The organism is Psychrobacillus sp. L4 (genome assembly GCF_042944905.1).
In the GTDB taxonomy this organism is placed as follows: Bacteria; Bacillota; Bacilli; order Bacillales_A; family Planococcaceae; genus Psychrobacillus.
This window is the reverse complement of sequence record NZ_CP168496.1, coordinates 1,890,991-1,908,490: the sequence shown is the minus strand read 5'-3', so window position 1 is coordinate 1,908,490 and position 17,500 is coordinate 1,890,991. Positions and strand designations below refer to the sequence as shown.

Annotated in this window: 22 protein-coding genes, 2 pseudogenes and 2 riboswitches; of the genes and pseudogenes, 19 read left to right on the top strand and 5 right to left on the bottom strand. The window is 34.6% G+C overall.

All coding sequences use genetic code 11. The annotated features are described in order from the left end of the window. Window positions 1-5 precede the first annotated feature (5 nt). The 3 genes from ACEPXG_RS09095 to ACEPXG_RS09085 are packed head-to-tail and all read left to right on the top strand — an operon-like array spanning window position 6 to window position 2,903. On the top strand, window positions 6-1,217 hold the full coding sequence (locus tag ACEPXG_RS09095) for a hypothetical protein (protein ID WP_391209570.1): 1,212 nt from the start codon (window positions 6-8) through the stop codon (window positions 1,215-1,217). Continuing rightward, on the top strand, window positions 1,214-2,347 hold the full coding sequence (locus tag ACEPXG_RS09090; RefSeq protein WP_391209568.1) for a hypothetical protein: 1,134 nt from the start codon (window positions 1,214-1,216) through the stop codon (window positions 2,345-2,347). The genes ACEPXG_RS09095 and ACEPXG_RS09090 overlap by 4 nt, the downstream gene beginning before the upstream one ends. Further along, window positions 2,337-2,903, top strand: coding sequence for a hypothetical protein (locus ACEPXG_RS09085; protein ID WP_391209566.1), 567 nt, complete (start codon window positions 2,337-2,339; stop codon window positions 2,901-2,903). The genes ACEPXG_RS09090 and ACEPXG_RS09085 overlap by 11 nt, the downstream gene beginning before the upstream one ends. Window positions 2,904-3,001: 98 nt before the next feature. On the opposite strand, the gene ACEPXG_RS09080 is transcribed toward ACEPXG_RS09085, so the two are convergent. The 4 genes from ACEPXG_RS09080 to ACEPXG_RS09065 form a co-directional block, all read right to left on the bottom strand. After that, window positions 3,002-3,148 carry a hypothetical protein gene (locus ACEPXG_RS09080; RefSeq protein WP_391209564.1) on the bottom strand — a complete coding sequence of 49 codons (147 nt, stop codon included), beginning with the start codon at window positions 3,146-3,148 and terminating at the stop codon, window positions 3,002-3,004. A gap of 35 nt (window positions 3,149-3,183) precedes the next feature. Beyond that, window positions 3,184-3,720, bottom strand: coding sequence for a hypothetical protein (locus ACEPXG_RS09075; RefSeq protein ID WP_391209563.1), 537 nt, complete (start codon window positions 3,718-3,720; stop codon window positions 3,184-3,186). Window positions 3,721-3,826: 106 nt separating this feature from the next. Further along, complete coding sequence (locus tag ACEPXG_RS09070; protein ID WP_391209561.1) at window positions 3,827-4,048, bottom strand: helix-turn-helix domain-containing protein; 222 nt, start codon at window positions 4,046-4,048, stop codon at window positions 3,827-3,829. Between the two features lie 9 nt (window positions 4,049-4,057). Then, entirely contained in the window at window positions 4,058-4,534 is a 477-nt protein-coding gene (locus ACEPXG_RS09065; RefSeq protein ID WP_391209559.1) for a DUF2975 domain-containing protein, read from the bottom strand. 821 nt (window positions 4,535-5,355) lie between these two features. Between ACEPXG_RS09065 and ACEPXG_RS09060 the strand changes: the two genes are divergently transcribed. The 8 genes and pseudogenes from ACEPXG_RS09060 to ACEPXG_RS09025 form a co-directional block, all read left to right on the top strand. Next, window positions 5,356-6,096, top strand: coding sequence for an SAM-dependent methyltransferase (locus ACEPXG_RS09060; protein WP_391209557.1), 741 nt, complete (start codon window positions 5,356-5,358; stop codon window positions 6,094-6,096). 134 nt (window positions 6,097-6,230) lie between these two features. Next, window positions 6,231-6,362, top strand: a riboswitch (FMN riboswitch). Window positions 6,363-6,506: 144 nt separating this feature from the next. Continuing rightward, window positions 6,507-6,639, top strand: a riboswitch (FMN riboswitch). Between the two features lie 152 nt (window positions 6,640-6,791). Then, on the top strand, window positions 6,792-7,430 hold the full coding sequence (gene ribE, locus ACEPXG_RS09055; protein WP_391209554.1) for a riboflavin synthase: 639 nt from the start codon (window positions 6,792-6,794) through the stop codon (window positions 7,428-7,430). Window positions 7,431-7,451: 21 nt separating this feature from the next. Next, window positions 7,452-8,042 (top strand): annotated as a pseudogene (ribB, locus tag ACEPXG_RS09050) (3,4-dihydroxy-2-butanone-4-phosphate synthase); the annotation flags it as partial. 62 nt (window positions 8,043-8,104) lie between these two features. After that, the gene (gene ribE / locus ACEPXG_RS09045; RefSeq protein WP_391209552.1) at window positions 8,105-8,569 is read left to right on the top strand and encodes a 6,7-dimethyl-8-ribityllumazine synthase; all 465 of its coding nucleotides are present in this window, start codon (window positions 8,105-8,107) and stop codon (window positions 8,567-8,569) included. 211 nt (window positions 8,570-8,780) lie between these two features. Further along, window positions 8,781-9,623: a hypothetical protein gene (locus tag ACEPXG_RS09040; RefSeq protein ID WP_391209550.1), complete on the top strand. Its 843-nt coding sequence runs from the start codon at window positions 8,781-8,783 to the stop codon at window positions 9,621-9,623. Next, window positions 9,620-10,642 (top strand): ABC transporter permease, encoded by a 1,023-nt coding sequence (locus ACEPXG_RS09035; protein WP_391209547.1) that lies wholly within the window; start codon window positions 9,620-9,622, stop codon window positions 10,640-10,642. Before ACEPXG_RS09040 ends, ACEPXG_RS09035 begins: the two co-directional genes overlap by 4 nt. A gap of 284 nt (window positions 10,643-10,926) precedes the next feature. Beyond that, entirely contained in the window at window positions 10,927-11,463 is a 537-nt protein-coding gene (locus ACEPXG_RS09030) for a DinB family protein (protein ID WP_391209545.1), read from the top strand. Window positions 11,464-11,748: 285 nt separating this feature from the next. Continuing rightward, a pseudogene (locus tag ACEPXG_RS09025) lies at window positions 11,749-12,813 on the top strand (DNA polymerase thumb domain-containing protein); the annotation flags it as partial. Here ACEPXG_RS09025 and ACEPXG_RS09020 read toward each other — a convergent pair. Then, window positions 12,713-12,976, bottom strand: coding sequence for a hypothetical protein (locus ACEPXG_RS09020; RefSeq protein WP_391209854.1), 264 nt, complete (start codon window positions 12,974-12,976; stop codon window positions 12,713-12,715). The pseudogene ACEPXG_RS09025 and the gene ACEPXG_RS09020 sit on opposite strands and share 101 nt — an antisense overlap. A 346-nt stretch (window positions 12,977-13,322) precedes the next feature. Between ACEPXG_RS09020 and ACEPXG_RS09015 the strand changes: the two genes are divergently transcribed. The 8 genes from ACEPXG_RS09015 to ACEPXG_RS08980 all read left to right on the top strand — a co-directional run bounded on the left by ACEPXG_RS09015 (window position 13,323) and on the right by ACEPXG_RS08980 (window position 17,493). After that, window positions 13,323-13,796 (top strand): DinB family protein, encoded by a 474-nt coding sequence (locus ACEPXG_RS09015; RefSeq protein ID WP_391209543.1) that lies wholly within the window; start codon window positions 13,323-13,325, stop codon window positions 13,794-13,796. 85 nt (window positions 13,797-13,881) lie between these two features. Next, a complete protein-coding gene (locus tag ACEPXG_RS09010; RefSeq protein WP_391209541.1) occupies window positions 13,882-14,148 on the top strand; it encodes a hypothetical protein in 267 nt (88 codons plus the stop codon). Window positions 14,149-14,255: 107 nt separating this feature from the next. Beyond that, entirely contained in the window at window positions 14,256-14,669 is a 414-nt protein-coding gene (locus ACEPXG_RS09005; protein ID WP_391209539.1) for a flavoprotein, read from the top strand. A 103-nt stretch (window positions 14,670-14,772) separates the two neighbouring features. Further along, complete coding sequence (locus tag ACEPXG_RS09000) at window positions 14,773-15,591, top strand: sugar nucleotide-binding protein (protein WP_391209537.1); 819 nt, start codon at window positions 14,773-14,775, stop codon at window positions 15,589-15,591. Between the two features lie 154 nt (window positions 15,592-15,745). Next, the gene (locus ACEPXG_RS08995) at window positions 15,746-16,081 is read left to right on the top strand and encodes a hypothetical protein (protein ID WP_391209535.1); all 336 of its coding nucleotides are present in this window, start codon (window positions 15,746-15,748) and stop codon (window positions 16,079-16,081) included. A gap of 62 nt (window positions 16,082-16,143) precedes the next feature. Further along, complete coding sequence (locus ACEPXG_RS08990; RefSeq protein WP_391209534.1) at window positions 16,144-16,617, top strand: DinB family protein; 474 nt, start codon at window positions 16,144-16,146, stop codon at window positions 16,615-16,617. Between the two features lie 259 nt (window positions 16,618-16,876). Beyond that, the gene (locus ACEPXG_RS08985) at window positions 16,877-17,320 is read left to right on the top strand and encodes a hypothetical protein (protein ID WP_391209531.1); all 444 of its coding nucleotides are present in this window, start codon (window positions 16,877-16,879) and stop codon (window positions 17,318-17,320) included. 23 nt (window positions 17,321-17,343) lie between these two features. Continuing rightward, window positions 17,344-17,493 carry a hypothetical protein gene (locus ACEPXG_RS08980; RefSeq protein ID WP_391209529.1) on the top strand — a complete coding sequence of 50 codons (150 nt, stop codon included), beginning with the start codon at window positions 17,344-17,346 and terminating at the stop codon, window positions 17,491-17,493. The last annotated feature ends 7 nt before the right edge of the window (window positions 17,494-17,500 follow it).

Here is a 17,500-nt window from a genome sequence, read left to right as displayed (position 1 = left end):
TAACAATGAGAAAAGCATTGTACCGTTTCGAATTCATGCAATTTATACAAAATAAAAAAAATGTGCTTTTTCTTCTTTTGTTTGTATTAACTATCGTTTTCTACGTGATTTACACTGTTCCAACTAAAGAGGAAACTTATGAAAATCATCAATTGTCATTACAGGTATATGTTGACTCATGGACTGAATTTTATAAGGCCTTAGTGAAGCAAGAAAAGGAGCAGAATAATAGATATTCGGAATTTAACATAAAATTCTATGAAAATATGGTGCTTAATTTGACTGCTTTACAAAACAAAGATATCCCTAATTATATAGAGAGTTCTGCAAATCACTATAGAATATTTATGGAAGGCACACAAAATGGAGATGTTTTAATACCAGAGAATTATTTAAAAAACTTTAAATATTCTTTTCAGCAGGTAATTCATGATTATAATAAATCCAGGATCGAATTTGAAGCACTTTCTGCAGCAAACAACATAAACTTTAGTGAAATATATGCACTGACAAGCTTTCAACAAATGAGGCTTTGGATACAACAGCTCTTCCCTTATTTTCTATTATTAATCCCCATCCTCTATGCAAATGATATTTTTACGAAAGATATAAAGCACAAAACAATTATGGATAGTGTGCCTGTTTCTCTCTATCAACAAGTTAATATGAAATCCTTTATCGTATTTATCTTTGCTTTTGGCAGTACGATCTTTATAATCCTCAGTAGTTTAGTTGTAATGGCTATTAGGAATGGATGGGGTAGTTTATATTTACCAGTAACACGTTTCATTGGGGATGAATATGATGTCATTTCAACAGCTATGTTCTTTGTACAATCCTTTTGTTTATTGATTTTGGCTGCATTTTTCCTTATTCGATTATGTATGGTGTTTAGCTTACTTTTTAGAAATGAATTTATTACACTATTTTTAGGTGTTGCATTGTTATTTTCCGAAAGAGTGTATCAAAATACGTTTTTTATAGAAATGGTGGATGTGAGCATTTTGCCTAATACCTATTTTGATATGGGAAATGTAATTACGGGAGATAAAGCGGTTTTTTATCAAAATAATTATATTACGTTTCTAGATGGCGTTATAGTCCTAGCTACTAGCATCATAGTTGCAGAAGTCGCGCTGTATATCTTCTCCACTTTTCGACTCAATCGATTTCTACCAAAAAAACTGCTAGAAAAAAGCGGAAAGGTGGAAGCATGATGAGCTATACGCGCTTTGAGACTCTATTATTTATTCGAAATAAACGCAATTTACTATTAATCCTTTTAAGTCTTTTATTTTTCACGTTGTATCCCTTTTTCTTTCAATTAAAAGAATCGATTGAATTACGTGAAATCAAAAAACAAGAATTGATGACAGTAGATAACATATTAATGCCTTTTACTTCTGAATATCTAGCATTAGATGAAGCTTATTTAAAAACGTATGACAATCTAGTAGATCAGCGTCAGCTAATTGCTAGACAATTGTTTAATATAACTTCGAACAAATTGGAAGAATTCGTGGAAAATGGATATTCGTTGAACGAACTTCGGTTTCAAGGAATAGTAGATGGCTTTGCTGGAGCAAGTAAACTGTTTGCATTCAATCAAGAGGATTTGTTAAGGGAGCAAGCTTTATTCACTTATCTAAAAGAGGCGAATATGCCCATTCAAACGAATAATTTAACAGCTGTTAATGCGATGACAAGTAGTTTGCAGGTGTATGGTAGTTTGTTGTTTTTCTTTGTTGTTTTACTTATTTCCTGTGATTTATTTGCTCTCGATGCGGAACATCGAAGCATATTATACAGCTTACCGCTATCATTTTGGAAAAAGTTTCATACAAAAGTAGGGATAATGATCACAATGATTATGAGCTCGATACTTGTTGGGGTTCTTGTATGCTTCAGTGTTTCAAGTATGTTGTTAGAGAAGGGAAGTTTTCATTATCCTGTCGTATTTTATACAACGGAAGGCTACACTGCAATCCCGGTTTGGCAGTATATACTTCTCATACTAAGTGGCTTTTTTATCATTGGAATGTTCGTTGTTATTGGATCGTCTTTAGGATATTTTCTTTTTCGCCAGCCATATATTAACTTATTTGTAGGGTCTTTATGCTTTTTCTTTCCGAATATTTTAGCGATGATGCATATACCAAAAGTAAGTAGTTTTATACCAATGCTGTATTTTAAGATTCCTAGCATTTTAGACGGGGAACTTGCTACGCAATTATGGAACTTTCAGATGGATTTTTCACGTGGAATGCTCGTATGTGTCATTAGTATCCCTTTTGTATTTTTTTTATTAGTTTGGGCAAGGAGAAGGGGGATTTATCATGTATCGTAGAACAGAAGGAAGACATATTTTTATGGCCTTGGCCATCTGTTTATTTTTATTTTCTCCGCTTGTTATTTTCTTTGAACCACTTATTGTTGCGGAGACTTTGTATTATGAACGAGGCGTTTGGATAACACAAATTCCTCAGATTAACTTTGTGCTATGTGGAATTGCGATGCTCTTACAAATCCTAGCATTTGTTGCATTATGGCTAATGAATATGAATAAATTATCAATAGTACTCGCTTTTTTATGTACATGTGGTTGCATTATTCTTATACATGGCGGATCTTTAGCGTATGCATCAGTATCGGGGGAAGCCATTACATTTCGTCATGCATTTTCCCAAGATAAACAAAGCTATACGTGGGATAGCATAGATAGCATTCAATATTTTGATAACTTAGAAAATGACGACGTCCAGCCATTTTATGTATTTAACTTTCCAAACGGAGAGGAATTGCAGCTTAAGAAAAATGGTCTCTTAACAGAGGAAATTCGAATTCGAATCGATCAAAAAATACGGGAGTTAAACATCCCAATTGAAAGAATTAATGAATGGTAAGTGTTTACTCTCTGATTTGAAAACGTCTCAAAAGATAAAATCAACTTTTGGGACGTTTTTTATAAATTATGCGTACCATTTCTTCCACTACTCACAATCTAATCTGGCGTATTCGCAATATCAGATGAGTTAATCGCAACATTTCCATGCATATGCGCAATGTTTCTTCCACTACTCGCAATATTATCAGCCGTATTCGCAATATCAGATGAGCTACTCGCAACATGTCCATTTTTAAAGAACATTCCTTAAACAGAACATGTTCTAGTTCATATTTTGTTTAATTGCCTGCTTTCTTATTGGGATATCCTGTAATAACGAAACATGAAATAAACGCAACCATCGTAACAATTACACCTAAAACTAATCCAATTGCTTTCATAAAAGTATCTTCATCTGGATAAGAAGGTTTTAGTGTCACTAACCAATAAATGAACATAAGAGTCAAGATAATATAAAAACTGCTTCCGACAGTTGCCATCTTCCAACGGTTCTTTTTTGTACTTAGCGATGCTTTATTAATAATTATCCATAAAAGGATACTTCCAATCACTGCAAAAATCATCACAAGCAAATGAATAAAAGGAATTGAGAAATAAGCCAATATATAAAGCATAAGAACTGTTGAAAAAAATAGTACTGCATTCATGATGAATAGAAATATTCCAGAGAACCAATGATTTTGAAACCATATTGCATTTTTTAGCTTAAATACTAGTTTATTATTTTCTCCGAGTATTTCTACTAGTGGCCTTTTAATAAATAATAGTAAGAACACTCCAAGAGGACCGATTAGTAAAATTAATATCAATGTCATAGTATTTCCTCCTAATAAGTAAGCTCACGCAAATTCTTGTTTAATCTTATAATTTTTTTGAAGCTAATTAGACAGAATTTTTTTAGGGAAGTGTACAGTTTATAAATTATTCTTGAGTATTGGCGTCACATCTGTATTCTAGAATATCGCCGGGTTGGCAGTCCAAAGCCTTACATATTGCCTCTAAAGTTGAAAACCTTATGGCTTTTGCTTTTCCGTTTTTTAATATTGAAAGATTAGCCATCGTAATTCCAACTAATTCAGAAAGTTCTGTAACGCTCATTTTTCTCTTAGCTAACATGACATCTACATTAACGATAATTGACATTTCATCACCTCAGACTGTCAAATCATTCTCTGATTTTATTTCTAGTGCACTTCTTAACAATTCCTGAAGAACCTCAGCAAAGACTGAAATAACTAGAGTTGCGAAAATGATTACCGCACCAATAATTGCTATTCCAGGGTGCAAAGCATTTTGTGACACTAACAAAAATAGCCCTATTACGTATAAGATAATTATTGAAATTGCATTGTTCTTTATATGTCTTAATGCCATTACAGATAGTTTTGAAAAAGCATTTTCACTTTCGATATAATTTAATAGCTTCCATGCATGATAAAGAGCAAGAAAAAATGGTATTGAAGTAATATACATACCTATAAGAACAGGAAATCTTAAATAAGCATACTCTGGATTCATCTTCGCTGCATCAGTTGCTAATCCCGGTAACAAAAATGTAAACAAGCTGAGAACTATAATCCCAATAATAAAAATAGCCGTCTTTAAAAAAGTAGTTGTACTTTGCTTCATAAAAGCACCTCAATTTTTAATTTATATGAATATTGTAACGCTATATTTATTGAATAACAATAAATAATTATTGAATAACAATAAATAATTATTGAAATAAAGTTGATAATATAATACTAAAAATTTCTATTCCTTAATTCTTATATTGTTATGAAAAGTGCAATCTCCTTTTGAGCATCTAGTCTTCACCAATTCCCGAGTGCTTTTGGACTAAACCTTGGCTACACTATTACTCTGGACTTTAAAGAGGATCTGGAAGTAACTATGTCACTTCCAGATCCTTTTTTTTCGGTCATCTTGCGGCGGAGGTATGTCCATCGCCATCTTGGATTGTGTAGAGATGTTGCTTTAAGTTTAGATAATAAAAGATATAATCCTTTCCTACTCGTTTAAAAGCATCCGAAGATACAATTTCGGATGCTCATTGCTTCTTTATTAATCGATACTGCCTATTTTTCTCAACGTCCACTTCCCCTATTGATAAACAATGGAAAGTGCCAGATCATTATTTCGACGAAGCATATTTTCTTTCTTATTTAAACCGCTGATTGAAGCGGAAGGTGGCGACTCTTAGGGAACTAGCAAGCAACTCAACACCATAGACGGAGCGCAGAGAGAGAACCCTCTTGATGATTGCGTGTCCTCCTAAAGCGTAAATTAACCTATTCATAGTATAAAATGTTATATGTAATTTTCTTAATAATCTGTGATATAATCTATTAAACTTCAAGTTATTGGAGGACATTATATGTTACTTTACAATTGATTCATCCTGATCGACCTTATTGAATGATAAAAATCTTGAATAAGGAGTGTTCAGTATGGAATGGGTAAAGAATTTTTATAACAAACAATTTCAATTATATAATAAAGGTTTAACTGGCCCAAACGAAGAGCATGAGGAAATATTGACGAATATAGAGAATATGGCTTCTAAGCCTTTCCAGTCCATTTTGGAATTAGGTGCTGGGGGCGGAGAATTTGCGATAACTGCTGCTAAAAAAGGATATGACGTTACTGCGTTAGAGTTAGTGGCATCTCGAATTGACTATATGAAAAAGCTGAAAAGCGAACATAATTTAGTCGGTGATCTTGAAATCATTGAGGGGGACTTTTATGAGGTCGAACTTCATAAATCCTTTGACGTTATTTGCTATATAGATGGATTTGGTATTGGTGATGATCAAGATCAACACCAACTATTAAAACGAATGAGCAATTGGCTAAAACCCGATGGTTGTATATTAATAGATATTTATACTCCTTGGTATTGGGCAAATGTTGCAGGTCAAGAGATGATGGTAGAAAGTACACATCGAAAGTATGATTTTGATTTTATGAATTACCGCATGCTTGATACATGGTGTGATGGGGATGGAAACGTTACCCAATCTTTAAGATGTTATTCTCCTCAAGACTTGAAAATGTTATTAGAGAATACTGGTCTTACACTTGCCGACATCAAACCTGGTGGTGCGATGAACTACAAAACTTGGGAGTATCACGAGCATGTTGACTTAAATGAAGCAATGTCTTACATGGTTAAGCTGGTAAAAGAATAATGAAAGAATGGAGATGGGCAGACTGACAATAGTCTGTCCTTTTCCGTACCTACTTTTAAGAAGAGAAAATAAGCTGTTTTATTTTTTATACATGAAAATTTTCTCTTAAAGTGCTATAATTTTTTTATAGATGAATAGTCCTTCGGGGTCGGGTGAAATTCCCAATCGACGGTGATGAAGAAATTCTAAGCCCGTGAGCCTTTTTTAAGGTAGGATTTGGTGCAATTCCAAAGCCGACAGTATAGTCTGGATGGGAGAAGGATGTACGAGCAAGCTTATTTTCTTATGGAGAAAAATACACTTCCATACGTTTATTTGTTGATGCGTAAAATGTAATTTTCCTAATCACCCCGTAGAGACTTATCTATGGGGTTTTATTTTTGAATAAAACCTAGCAAAATTTCATACATGTAGTCCTTCGGGGTCGGGTGAAATTCCCAATCGACGGTGATGAAGCAATTCTAAGCCCGTGAGCCGTATTAAGAGGCAGGATTTGGTGCAACTCCAAAGCCGACAGTATAGTCTGGATGGGAGAAGGATGTACGAGCAAGCTTATTTCCTTATGGAGTAAAATTACACTCCTAGAAGGTTTATTTGTTGATGCGTAAAACATAATTTTCCAACTACCCCGTAGAGATATTTCTATGGGGTTTTATTTTTGAGTAAAATTCTTTAACAGAAAAGAGGTGTAGCCCATGTTCACGGGAATTGTAGAAGATTTAGGCAAGGTTAAATCGATGAAAAGCGGACCAAATAGTATGCAGTTAACGTTGGAATCCAAAAAGATTGTTGAAGACATCCATTTAGGCGATAGTATTGCAGTAAACGGTGTTTGTTTAACGGTCGTTTCATTTTCAAATACTTTATTCACTGTTGATGTCATGCCAGAAACAGTAAAGTCTACAAGCATTCAATCTTTGCAAATTGGCCATGCGGTTAATTTGGAACGTGCAATGCCCGCAGATGGTCGATTTGGAGGTCACTTTGTTTCCGGACATGTGGATGGAACAGGCTTCATTTTAAGAAAAAGAAAAGTTGAAAACGCCGTGTACGTGGATATTGGCATTAGTGAAGAGCTAAGTAAATTCTGTATGCTAAAAGGTTCGGTTGCAATAGATGGCATTAGTTTAACCATTTTCGATATAAAGCCAAAGCAGCTGACAGTTTCCCTTATTCCACTTACATTTAGTGAAACACTTCTCGGCATTAAACGGGAGCATGATGTGGTGAACATTGAAAATGATTTACTTGGCAAATACGTGATCAATCATTTGGAGCGAAAGAAAGAAAGTTCGCCAATCACGTTGGATTTTTTAAGACAAAATGGATTCTAACGAAAAGGCGGTATGTTACATATGTTCCATACAATTGAAGAAGCAGTAGAAGATTTAAAAAAAGGGAAAATCATTATCGTTGTAGATGATGAAAGTCGAGAAAATGAAGGGGATTTTCTCGTGCTGGCAGATTATGCGACACCAGAAAACATTAACTTTATGGCAACATATGGTCGTGGGTTGATTTGCACACCTATAACTCAAAAGTTAGCGGATCGTCTTGATTTGAATCCGATGGTCCAACACAATACGGACAATCATCAGACAGCCTTTACCGTCAGTGTCGATTATAAAACGACGGAAACAGGTATTAGCGCGTATGAGCGCTCCGAAACAATGTTGCAGCTGTTAGATGTAGAATCCGTTAGCTCAGATTTCCGCCGACCTGGTCATGTGTTCCCACTTGTAGCAAAAGAAAATGGTGTACTCGCACGCCCAGGTCACACAGAGGCAGCTGTTGACTTTGCGAAACTTTGTGGCGTTCAACCTGCAGGTGTTATTTGCGAAATTATGAGTGCAGACGGCTCAATGGCTAGAGTACCTGAATTACATACTATTGCCGAAACACATGGGTTAAAGTTTGTGACAATCGAAGCATTAGTGAAATATCGAAATGAACAAGAACAAGCGGTTTGATAAATAAATTTAAAATGAACTAATAGGAGAGATTGAGAATGGGAAAAGTTTTTGAAGCGAATTTAATAGGTACAGATTTAAAAATAGGTGTAGTTGTTGGTAGATTTAATGAATTTATTAATGGTAAATTATTGGACGGTGCATTGGATGGCTTGAAACGTCATGGCGTTGCCGAAGAAAATGTAGATGTTGCATGGGTACCTGGTGCATTTGAAGTTCCTTTTATTGCAAAAAAGATGGCAGAAACGAAAAAATATGATGCGATTATCGGTCTAGGCACCGTTATTCGTGGCTCTACAACACACTACGATTACGTATGTAATGAAGCTGCTAAAGGCATTGCAAGTGTCGGTTTAACAACTGGTGTTCCAGTTATGTTCGGTATTGTAACTACGGAAACAATTGAACAAGCGATTGAACGTGCTGGTACAAAAGTCGGAAACAAAGGCTATGACGCGGCAGTATCCGCAATTGAAATGGCGAATTTGAATCGTTTATTTTAATAGAAAATGAAATCTACTATAAAGTAGTGATTTCTCTTCTTTTTTCACATAAGAATGCCAAGGGATTAATCACATTATCTCTTGGCATTTTATGATAATAGTGAAACTTCTTTCTTACATAAATTAGAATCTACCAAAAATTCTCTTTTTTTATAGTTAATTATGTTATGATAATTTCATCATAATTTTCTGATAGTGAGGGGATTTTTTTGTGAAGGGCTTTTTGAAATGGGTGCTTCAATTAGTTGTTGCATTCGTTGGTATTCTACTAATTAGTGGATTACCCATACTAATTACTGGGCTTCAACAAGGAGAATTTTGGTGGAAGGAATATGGACAACAATTACTTGTTTTATTTCCACTTTCCAATTTTATGGATCAATACTACGGATCACATATTGGCGACTACATCAGCTATTCTTTAGAAATATTGTTTTTAGCACTTATCATTGCGATTTTTTTAGCACTCCTTTTTACGATTATTACGATGTTGTTTAAAGAGCGAATAAGGCAACGAATTAAAACACTCTTTTTCTTTTTGGAATCCTTTCCTGACATTTTAGTTATTCTACTTGTTCAGCTAACAATTATTATGATTCAGAAGCAAACTGGTATTTTTATTTCTAAAATTGCTGTGACTGGTGGAGAAAAGATCTATATGTTACCTGTTTTTTGTTTAATGATTTTACCAATGGTTCAACTATATCGTTTAAGTATGCTCACATTTGAAGCAGAGGAACGAAAAATGTATGTTGAGCTTACCAAGGCTCTTGGTTTTAGTAAGTTGATTATTTTAACTATACATATTTTCCGAAACGCGGTTATTAGTATATTTTTTCAATCGAAAAAGACGATGTGGTTTATGCTTTCCAATTTATTTATATTAGAACGAATGTTTAATATGCCAGGTATTATGTTTCACTTGAGTGAACACTTGTCCGGGGAATTGTTTTTAATAACAGTTTGTAGCTTTTTCTTCCCAGTTTTCTTCATATATAGCATAGGTGAGTGGTACTTCTTGCGACGTTTAAACCGTGGAGGTGCTTTTGAATGAAATCTGTTTGGAAGCAACCGTATTTTATTTTCGGATTTAGTGTGCTCATATTTTTTTTAGTTGGAAGTTTTGTATTTGAATGGATTTTTGGACCGGATCCGAAACAAACGTATTTTATTTATAAAAATGGTAGGTTGGTAGAAGCTGCTCCTCTATCTCCTAGTTTGATGCATCCATTTGGGACAGATCAGTTTGGCTTTGATATGCTTGCAAAGATTATGCTTGGTGCGAAATACACAATTATAGCAGCGATGGGTGTGGCTGCCGTACGTATGCTTATTGCAGTACCACTTGGATTCGCAATTGGAACTTACTGGCATAAGAGGCGTTCTTTGATTAATAGTTTTATTGATCCACTCCATTATGTGCCAATGACTATTTTTTCCTATTTGATGTTATATCCTGTTCTATGGCAGCCGATGGGAGGGTTCTCCACTACTGTGTGGGAACGTATTATTATTCAAGTAGTGTTAATGGGAGTTATTACGGTGCCAATTGTTGCTTCTTTAATTGGCAATGAAGCGAATTTACTATATCACCAGGAGTATATTTTAGCTTCAAGAACGCTTGGCGCTAGTCGACTTCGAATTATTACGAGACACCTGTTCCCTATGATGCGAGAGAAGTTATTTGTCCTATATGGTCAACAAGTGGTGGAAACGTTGGTTGTATTCACACATTTAGGTCTTCTTCAATTATTTATTGGAGGGACGAAAGTTAGTTATGATCCGATGTTTGGGGATCCGCCTAAATCGATTGCATATGAATGGGCTGGACTTTTTGGTTCATCGTTTCGTTATTTGCAAGGGGTTCCGTGGCTTCCACTTGCTCCAGCAATCTGTTTTGGGCTGCTCATTTTAGCAATCGCTGCAATGATAGAAGGGTATACTAGAGCAGTGAATGGTCAAGTCAAAATTCCTAAACGAAAGAAAATTGCGTTTGTGTCGGATGAGACACTCAAATGGAATCAACAGCAGTTAAAAGAAAGGTTACAGCTCTTGCTTCAAAACGAAAAATAAAATACTCCAAAACTGTATTATAACACTCTTGTTATGGGAGATTTAATGGATAAGAATCCAAAACAAATTTCTTTTCGTACTTATTGGTAACACTCACCTACGCAGATCTTCAGCGTATAGAAAGTGGTTATCGGGAACTACTAGAAGGTTTTATGCTTACTACCAACGCTTTTTAACTACTGTGTAACAAGTGTGCTGTTTAGATAGCCCTACCTTTAGAAACAAAGGAGTTACTAGTGAGACCATGGAATAGTAAAAATATTAATCTATAAAGGAGAATACATATGCACAAATTGATAGAGAAAAATGAATACGCACCATATTATGCTACTTATGTAGAATTGGTGTCTGATGGTGATTTCATACAAACTTTAGAACAACAAATGGAAGTGACTATTACCTTACTACAAGACATTTCTGATCAACAAGCTCATTTCCGTTACGCGCCTGAAAAATGGAACATAAAAGAAGTGATAGGGCATATGGCAGATACTGAGCGTATCATGGGATTTAGGTTACTCTCCATAGCTCGAGGCGAAACCGTTGCGCTTCCTGGTTATAATGATAATGAATATGTTCAAAATGCATCTTTTGATAAACAGTCAATAGAGGACCTTCTTCAAAATTTGTATGTAGTTCGTCAGTCAACCATTCATCTAATTAAAAGCCTATCGGGCGAAGATTTGCTGCGCCGTGGAATAGCAAACAATTCTGAAGTAACGGTCCGTGCCCTTATCGTTATTATTGCTGGTCATGAACTGCATCATCGCAATATTATTAGAGAACGTTGTATTTCTTCTGAAGCTTATCCAAAAAGCTAATTGACATCCATCTAGGGAATATACAGTTGTTCAAAAAATGCTAGAAAAACTTAATAGCCCATTACCAGAGTGTGTGTTGATTTATCTATTTCAAAACGCACTCTTTTTGTATTGGTCTCGGTTCTGCTCGATTTAGTCTCGCTTACATAGTGATTGGTTGCGGTTGGGATCGAATTAGTTTCGTTTATGATTGAAATAGTCTCGATAAGCCTTTTTCTGTAAAACTCAAAACTATTATTTACCATTGTATAAGAACGAACGTTTGTAATATACTATTAAGAACAAATGTTCCTTTTTAGAGGAGTGGATAATGTGTACGAAGGGTTAGAAAACCGGAAAATTATTTGCATTGATATGCGAAGCTTTTTTGCAAGCTGTGCGGCAGCGGATGCTGGGCTCGATGTGATGACAGAACCGATTGCTGTGATTGGCAATTTAGAGCAAAAGGGGAGTATTGTACTGGCTGCTTCGCCGAGAATGAAAAAAGAATTCGGTGTGAAGACAGGAACTAGACTATTCGAAATTCCAGATCATCCGTCTATTCATTTAATCGAACCAAAGATGGAGTTTTTTGTTCGAGTTTCCGTCGAAATAGTCCGTTTTTTAAATCAGTTTGTTCCAAATGAAGCGATTCATGTGTATAGCGTAGATGAATGCTTTGCTGATTTAGGTGGAACCGAAAAACTTTGGGGACCAGTAGAGAATACAATTAAGCGCATACAAGATGGGATGTATAGTCAATTTCAATTGCCATGTGCAGTTGGAATGGGACCAAATATGCTACTGGCGAAGCTCGCGCTAGATTTAGATGCGAAAAAAACAGGTTTTGCCAAATGGATGTATGAAGATGTTCCAAAAAAGTTGTGGCCGATTTCCCCTTTAAGTAAAATGTGGGGAATTGGCTCCCGCCTCGAAAAAACATTAAATAATATGGGTATTTTCACAGTAGGACAGTTAGCGCACACTTCTTTAGAAATATTAGAAAGTAAATTCGGCGTAATAGGAAACCAGCTATATTACCATGCTTGGGGAGTTGATCTATCCGAACTTGGTGCACCACTAGTAGAAGGGCAAATTAGTTACGGGAAAGGGCAAGTACTGTTTCGTGATTACCGAACGAAAAAAGAAGTGATGGCGGTAGTACTCGAGATGTGTGAAGACGTGGCAAGACGCGCAAGAGAAGCAAATATGGCTGGAAGAACGATACATCTCGCAGTCGGATACAGTAAAGATGCTTTTGGAGGAGGATTTAACCGTTCTCGCTCGATAGAAGAACCAACAAATGCCACGATGAAAATATATAAAGTATGTGACCAGATTTTTGACGAGTTCTATGATCATCGTCCCGTTCGCAGATTATCGATTTCTTTAACAAATTTAGAACCGGAGCATTCGATGCAACTAAGCTTATTTGAAGCAGATAAATGGAAAGTACGAGAATTGGGAAAGACAATGGATGACTTACGAAGCAAATACGGCTCCTCTGCAATTTTACGTGCTGTTTCCTATACAGAAGCAGGAACAGCGATAAAACGAGCTGGATTGCTTGGCGGACATAAGAAATAATAAAAAGATCGAACCTTTATACCGGTTCGATCTTTTTTGTTGGTTGATCTCTCTCCTTAGAAAGATAGTCGGAGCTACATAAAAATATATCAGGCTCATATATATGAATGTCGTGCTAATCAATAAAATCTAGCTCAACCTGTATTTCCCGTTCTAAAAGGGTTTTCTCTCCTAATTGTGGAATAGGTATATTAAGTAGTGAAATTAAAGGCATCACTGGGTTCTTCATCGCTCTAGGTAAGTATTTATAGATAATATTGGCAAACCAAAAAAATAAAAAAGGTGGAGTAAATTTGGAACAGACAATTTTTCAACATATGGAAACAGTACGTGGCATAACGGAGGAATCGATAAGAAAGATACCAGCAGAATTAGCTGATATTGTACCTAAAGGTTTTAACAATAGTATTCGTTGGAATTTCGGTCATATTGCGTTTATACAGGAAAGGCTCGTATTTGCAGTTTTAGGAGAAAAGATGAATGTGCCAAGCAACTATGAAGAACTATTTAGTGCTGGTACGAAACCAGCTGATTGGAAAGTAACTCCGCCATCATTAAAAGATATTCTTTCTGTGTTATCCGAACAAAAATCAAGAATAAGAGATGCTATTCAAGGAAATATAAATGAGACGCTACCAGCTCCATTTACAAATCGATTAGGCATCACATTTCATACCAGAGGGGAGACATTTCTCTTTAGCTTTTACCATGAAGCAATGCATATGGAAGCGATTAAAAGAATCTATCGCGCTATTACGTTGGAATGAAAGAATATACTCAAATGCTTCCAAAGGATGCAGAAAGAGTAAGGTATTTTGAATGATCTGAAAAGCGGAAAAAAGGATGATAAGTATGGTGTGGCTAGCAATTGTCATTTACGGTCTGTTAGTGAGTAGTGTTTTCGTCCTAACAGCATTGGTAAAAAAGAAATTTAATCTGCCAAAGAAAATAAAACATATTAAGTTCAATAAAAAAGGAACTTTTACCACGATATTAATTGGTATTATATTTACTATTGGAAGTATTATGGCAAATATAACTGTTTATGAGGATGGTAACTATCGCAGTCTAAATCCTATTCCTATCATAGAAGAACAAAACAAATACACTAATTTTTGAATATTTTAACAAACTAATCATATTATTGTAACTTTTGTAAATAGGAGAAATAAACCTGTGTGTAGTTATTAAAAATTTTTGAAACAAATTTTAGGAGGTTTTTTTGGATGAATTCGTTCCGACAGTTTCTCAGTACTTATATAGAAGTTTGGAAAGCTTCATCTATAAAGAAAATAGAAGAGTTAATAGCAAAGGATTATCAAGCAAGGGAAGTAAGAGATGGTGAAATAGTAGACTTTGGCTTTGAAAAATCAATAGAAGGTTGGAAACAAGGTTTTCATTTTGCGATACAAAACAAAGCGCAGTGGAAGTTAGATGAAATTTCGATATTTCCTTTAAACGATGAGGAAACAATGGTAATTCTAACAGCTACTTTAATTGTTCAGGGGAAAAGACTAGAAACAGGTAATTTATTTTTTCAAACGTTTAAAAAAGATAAAAATAGCTCTTGGAAATTAGTGAGAAGTTATATAGAAGCTGGCATTGTAATTGATAACCTAGCCCAAAGGCATTTACTTTGAATAAAGGGAAATTTCGAGTACTGGGTTCTAACTCTATTCTGAATTCAATAAGAACTTGGTACCTAACACTCGTTTTATGAAGATTTTTCGAAGAGGTTGTATATTGAAAAAAATATTAATACTTGGTGCTAGTGGGTTAGTTGGAAAAGCTATAGCTAAGGAATGTTTAAATGATTTTGATGTATACGAGACTTACTTTTCATCAGGAACAAACCTTCCAGACGCCAAACACTTTCAATTAAACATGCAGGATGAGGAAACAATAAGTGAAATACTTAATTTAGTTCAACCTGATATAATTGTTTCAAGTTTACAGGGAAATTATGACGAACAATTAAAATTCCACCAGCGATTAGCTAAGGAATTAAAAAACAGAGATAGTGTACTTTATTTTTTCTCAACTACAAATGTTTTCGATGGAGATTTGTCAAAGCACCATAGCGAATCAGATGAACCTATCTCTAAATCAGATTATGGTCAATATAAAATCAAGTGTGAGAACATGCTAGTACAATCACTTGGAGATCGTTCTAATATTATTAGAATCCCAGGAATTTGGGGGAAGAATTCACCTCGACTTAACAATATAAAAACGAATATTGAAACAGATAACCCTATTCAAGCTTATAGTAATTTAGAATGTAATTTTCTGTTAGATATACAGTTAGCTCATCAAATGCGCTTCATCTTTGAAAATGAATTGAGAGGAATATTTCATTTGGGTGCAGTAGACATGATTAAGGAATCGGCATTCTTAGAAAAATTAGTTAATAACCTAACAGCTAGAGAAGTAAAGTTTCAATATAACTCATATCAAGAAAAAGAGAGTACTTATTATTTCGGTCTCGAGTCAAAACGTGATGATTTACCAGATTCTCTTAAAATTACTAATGAAGAAATTATTTCTTACTTGGTAAGGTGAGTTCTAAAGTTAATATTTAACTCAACATTTGAGTTGAATAACCCTAAAAGATTGCATTAAAAACTAGATTCTAAAACCATACTGACTTAAATAATTACCTGGCACCTCATATTTTTAGTAGTTTTCTAAAGGTATGAAGAAAGAGGTGAAGACATTGAAAAAAGCAATAACAATAGGTTTAATTTTTGTTTCTATTTTACTTTCAGGATGTAATACGAACAAATTAAGCAGTGCTGAATTTATTAACAATACACCAGCGGTAATTAAAATAGACAACTTAACCTATCTAATGACCGATGAAGTTTTATCTACTACCGAGGTAGAAGAACAAATAGGTAAAATTACTCAAATCCACAATATTGTGTCTTACCCGGAAGACCAAAATCCATATAAAAACCCGAGTAAAATTTTCAAAGTAAAGGATATAAATACAGAAGAGGCAATAGCAATTCAAGTTAATAACAAACTATATAAAGCAACTATAAACTAAAAAACAGTTTTATAATTGTGTGAAATCTAATTTCGCTTTCGAGTAGAATAGGGGACTTTTAAATGGAACAAACAATTTTTCACCATATGGAAACGGTAAGAAGAATAACGGAGCAATCTATCCTAAAGACACCAGAAGAGATTGTGGATATAGTACCAAAAGGTTTTAATAACAATATTCGTTGGAATTTCGGCCACATAGCATATATTCAGGAATACTTGGTTTATGGAGTATTAGATCAAAAGATAAATCTCCCTGTAGAATATAGAGAATTTTTTAGAGCAGGAACTAAGCCAACTGATTGGAAAGAAACACCTCCGTCATTAGCTGACATTTATTCCGTTTTATTTGAACAAAAAATAAGAATCCAACAATCCCTTCAAGGAAATTTACATAAAAAACTACCAAAACCATTTACGAACCATTTTGGCATCACATTTCACACACTTGGAGAAACATTTCTCTTTAGCTTTTACCATGAAGCACTTCATCTGGAAACGATTAATAGAATATATCAATCCATTATAGCGGAATAAAATGAGTTTCTTAATAAACAGAAGAAATAACAAAGAGATCAAACATTTACATATGTTTGGTCTCTTTTATATTCAAATTTACCTATTAAAGAAGGATTTAACAATCTCGAAGAAGAATATTAGGTGAGAAGGTATTTGAATGAAAAGGAACTATTTGTATGCATCGAATGGAGGGATGTATATATTTAATGCTGAAAGTGCTGATTTTGCAAAGTGGAAGTATTGAAAGGCAAACACGACGAGAGGATCGATAATAGAAATGAAGATAACTTTTACAAATAAATTAAAAGCATTTATACCATATTTTTTCGTTATGATAGCCCTCTGCTGTTTGTCGTACCTCCTCGTATACAAAGCTGCTTTTTTACCAAATGGTTATGAGATTAAGTCTGGGCAAAAAAATGAGTTAACCATTACATCTTTTAGTTTAATAGGAAAAGAAAAAACGATTCAAACAATAGATTACTCGAAACAAGACGAATGGAAATTGGAAGAGATTGAGGTTGCAGTGAAGATGCAGAAGGACGCTTCATGGCTACTTTATACAGCACTTGGCATATCCTTTACTCTAATAATTATGCGTGTACGAAATGGAATGCACGTTAGGAAGGCAATCTCCCAAAGTAACCTTATCTTTGCAATATTAATTCCGCTAGTTCCATTAGTGAGCGCGTGGAATAGAATTCAAAGCTTGATTGCTTGATAAACGAGAGGAGCGTCCAATCAATGATACATAAAATCAAAAAAATCGTAGAGCAATTATCGGAGCAGGAGGCAAAATCACTTATATTCCAACATTTTTTACAAATTCAAATGTTGGAGAAAACAAGCTATCCAGAAAGTGAATTTTTGGAAAATATGAAAAAAGAGTATTAAGAACTAT